The organism is Streptomyces apricus, assembly GCF_008369065.1.
Classification (GTDB): domain Bacteria; phylum Actinomycetota; class Actinomycetes; order Streptomycetales; family Streptomycetaceae; genus Streptomyces; species Streptomyces apricus.
The window spans coordinates 326711-330429 of record NZ_VDFC01000047.1 but is presented as its reverse complement, the minus strand read 5'-3'; the positions used below and the strand labels follow the sequence as shown (position 1 = coordinate 330429).

The following is a 3719-nucleotide window of genomic DNA, read 5'->3' as shown; positions in this document are numbered from 1 at the left end:
GCCCCCGCCAGTCCCGGGGCCACCGCCGGTCCCGGGGCCACCGCCGGTCCCGGGGCGCTTCCGCGCCCCGGGATCTCTTCGTGCCCAGCCCTCGCTCGGCTGCTGCTGCTCAGGCTGCGGCTGGTCGTTCATCGTGTGCCGTGCTCCCGTTTCACGTCGTACGTCCGGTACGCCCTCGTACGCCTGGTGCGCCTGGTGCGCCCTCCCCTTGAAGACTGTCCCACCCGGTGAATCGTTCCCGGTGCGTGGCACGCGTCGTGGGCAGGGGCGCGAGGAAAATGCCTGGCACGCGACACGGCCTCGCGACTAGGCTCCAGCGCTTTGGCTCGGAACGGCTGGAGAGGGTTCGTGGTGCGGTCTTGGAGGTTGTACGCGGCCGTCGCGGCAGGCGGATTCCGACGGTACGCGACCTACCGGGTGGCCACCGCCGCGGGGGTGTTCACGAACACGGTCTTCGGCCTGATCCTGGCGTACACGTACATCGCCCTGTGGGACGAGCGGCCCGGCCTCGGCGGGTACGACCAGGCCCAGGCGGTGACGTACGTGTGGATCGGGCAGGGGCTGCTCGCGGTCGTCGCGGTGATGGGCGGTGGCTTCGAGGACGAGCTGATCGAGAGGATCCGTACGGGTGACATCGCGATCGACCTCTACCGGCCCGCGGACCTCCAGGCGTGGTGGCTGGCGGCCGACTGCGGGCGGGCCGTGTTCCAGTTGCTGGGGCGCGGGGTCGTGCCGATGCTCTTCGGCGGGCTCGTCTTCCGGCTCGCGCTGCCGGCCGACGCCGGTACCTGGATGGCGTTCCTCGGCGCCGTGGCGCTCGGGATCGTCGTGAGCTTCGCGATCCGCTACCTCGTGGCGCTCGCGGCGTTCTGGTTCATGGACGGGACGGGTGTGCAGCAGCTGGCCGTCCTGGCGGGGCTGTTCTTCTCCGGGATGACACTGCCGCTGAACGTCTTCCCGGGCGCGCTCGGCGAGCTGGCCCGCGTGCTGCCCTGGTCGTCGCTGATCCAGGCCCCGGCGGACGTGCTCCTCGGGGAGCGCACCGGCTGGGCGCTGCTGCGGACGTACGCCCTCCAGGGGGCGTGGGCCGTCGGGCTGCTCGCGGCGGGCCGTCTGGTCCAGTCGGCGGCGACGCGAAGGGTGGTGGTCCAGGGTGGCTGACCTCAAGGAGCGGGACGGTTCCGGTTCCGGCTTCGGCTCCGGTTCCGGTTCCGGTGTCGGGCGGGGCTTCGTGCTGCCGCACGGCCGGTCGCGGCTCGTGGACGGGCTGCGGACCTACCGGCTGATCGCGTGGATGTGGATCCGCTCGACGATGGCGTACCGCGCGTCGTTCGCGATGACCCTGCTCGGGAACTTCGCGGGGACCGCGCTCGACTTCGTCACGATCCTGCTGATGTTCTCGCGCGTCGACGAACTCGGCGGCTACTCGCTCGGCCAGGTGGCCTTCCTGTACGGGCTCTCCAGCGCCGCGTTCGGGCTCACCGACCTGACGCTCGGCTCGATGGACCGGCTGGGCAAGCGGGTGCGCGACGGCACGCTCGACACCCTGCTCGTCCGGCCCGCGCCGGTGCTCGCGCAGGTCGCCGCCGACCGGTTCGCGCTGCGCCGGCTGGGCCGGCTCACCCAGGGGCTGCTGGTCCTCGGGTACGCGCTCACCGTCGTCGACATCGCGTGGACCCCGGTGAAGGTGCTGCTGATGCCGGTGATGCTGGTGAGCGGGGCCGCGATCTTCGGGTCGGTGTTCGTGGCGGGCGGGGCCTTCCAGTTCGTCGCGCAGGACGCCTCCCAGGTGCAGAACTCGTTCACGTACGGCGGCACCACGCTGCTGCAGTACCCGCCGACCGTCTTCGCGAAGGAGCTGGTGCGCGGAGTGACCTTCGTCCTGCCGCTGGCCTTCGTCAACTGGCTGCCCGCGCTGTACGTGCTCGGGCTGCCGTACCCGCTCGACCTGCCGGCATGGACCGCGTTCCTGTCGCCGCTCGTGGCGGTCGCCTGCTGCGCGCTGGCGGGACTGGCCTGGCGGGCGGGCCTTCGTTCGTACCGGAGCACGGGGAGCTGAATCCATGGACACCCACACCGATACCGGCAGCAGCGCCGGAGCCGCCGCCGACGAGGACGCGCTCATCCGTCTGGACGGCGTCGAGAAGGTCTTCGACGTGCGCAAGAAGACCGGCTTCCTGCGCAGTGAGCGGCGGGAGGTGCGGGCGGTCGACTCGATCTCCTTCACCGTGGCGCGCGGCGAGATGGTCGGCTACATCGGGCCGAACGGCGCGGGCAAGTCGACCACCATCAAGATGCTCACCGGCATCCTCACGCCGAGCGGCGGGCACCTGCGCGTGGCGGGCATCGACCCGTCCCGCGAGCGCACCCGGCTCGCGCGGCGCATCGGCGTGGTGTTCGGCCAGCGGACCACCCTGTGGTGGGACCTGCCGCTGATCGACTCGTACAAACTGATGCACCGCATGTACCGGATCCCCGACGCGCGGTACGCCGAGAACCTCGACCGGTGCGTCGAACTGCTGGAGCTGGGCGCCCTCCTTGACGTGCCCGTGCGCCAGCTCTCGCTCGGGCAGCGGATGCGCGGGGACATCGCGGCGGCGCTGCTGCACGACCCCGAGGTGCTGTACCTGGACGAGCCGACGATCGGGCTCGACGTGGTCAGCAAGGTGCGGGTGCGGGAGTTCCTGCGGGACCTCAACGCGGAGCGCGGCACGACCGTGCTCCTGACCACCCACGACCTCTCCGACATCGAGCAGCTGTGCCGGCGCGTGATGGTCATCGACCACGGGCGCCTGATGTACGACGGGCCGCTGACCGGGCTGCACGAGATCGGGGAGAGCGAGCGGACGCTGGTGGTGGACCTGGAGCGCGAACTGCCGCCCATCCGGCTGGAGTCGGCGCGTGTGGTGAAGGTCGAGGGGCCGCGGCAGTGGCTCGCCTTCCCTGCGGCGCAGTCGGCGGCGCCGCTGGTGGCGCGGATCGCGGCCGAGTACCCGCTGGTCGACCTGTCGGTGCGGGAACCCGACATCGAGGCGGTCATCAGCCGCATGTACGCGGAGAAGGCGACCTCGTAGGCTGCTGCCATGACGGACGAACTCCCGGGCGGACCCCCCGGTGGACCTTCTGGCGGACTTCCCGAACTGCGTGCCTCCGACGCCGACCGTGAGCAGGTCGCCGAAGTGCTGAGGGACGCCCTCGCCGAGGGCCGCCTGGACATGGCGGAGTTCGAGGAGCGGCTGGAGACCACGTACAAGGCGCGTACGTACGGGGAGCTGGAGCCGATCACGCGGGACCTGCCCGCGCCGGGCGTCACCGCTCCGGCGCCGGCCGTCTCGATGGTCAAGCGGCCGGTGGGCGGCGGGGACTGGGCCCGGCGGATCGTCGGCGACCCGGACGGCTCGGGCTCCTCGGTGCGGTGGGGCGTGGCGGTGATGTCGGGGTTCGAGCGCAAGGGGCGCTGGACCGTGCCGCGCAGGTTCAACTCCGTCGCGTTCTGGGGCGGGGGTGTCATCGACCTGCGCGAGGCGGACTTCGCGGCCGGCGAGGTGGTGATCAACTGCGTTGCCGTCATGGGTGGGACGCAGGTGATCGTGCCGCCGGGGATCGAGGTCGTGGTCCGCGGGATCGGGATCATGGGCGGGTTCGACCACGGTCAGGAGGGGGTGCCCGGTGAGCCGGGGGCTCCGCGGGTGGTGGTGACCGGGTTCGCGTTCTGGGGC

General features: G+C 71.7%; 4 protein-coding genes. All 4 read left to right on the top strand.

Going from position 1 to position 3719, the window contains the following annotated elements; all coding sequences use genetic code 11:
• Positions 1 to 348 precede the first annotated feature (348 nt).
• A complete protein-coding gene (locus FGF04_RS27885; RefSeq protein ID WP_149514092.1) occupies positions 349 to 1161 on the top strand; it encodes an ABC transporter permease in 813 nt (270 codons plus the stop codon).
• A complete protein-coding gene (locus FGF04_RS27880) occupies positions 1154 to 2059 on the top strand; it encodes an ABC transporter permease (protein ID WP_408055676.1) in 906 nt (301 codons plus the stop codon). The genes FGF04_RS27885 and FGF04_RS27880 overlap by 8 nt, the downstream gene beginning before the upstream one ends.
• 4 nt (positions 2060 to 2063) lie before the next feature.
• Complete coding sequence (locus FGF04_RS27875; protein ID WP_235882532.1) at positions 2064 to 3074, top strand: ABC transporter ATP-binding protein; 1011 nt, start codon at positions 2064 to 2066, stop codon at positions 3072 to 3074.
• Between the two features lie 9 nt (positions 3075 to 3083).
• Positions 3084 to 3719 (top strand): DUF1707 SHOCT-like domain-containing protein (locus FGF04_RS27870; protein WP_149514405.1); only part of this gene is annotated, 636 nt, incomplete at its 3' end.

What these genes read in the sequence shown, in the direction of transcription:
- FGF04_RS27875 (WP_235882532.1), top strand. Translation starts at nt 2,064, where the DNA reads ATGGACACCCACACCGATACCGGCAGCAGCGCCGGAGCCGCCGCCGAC.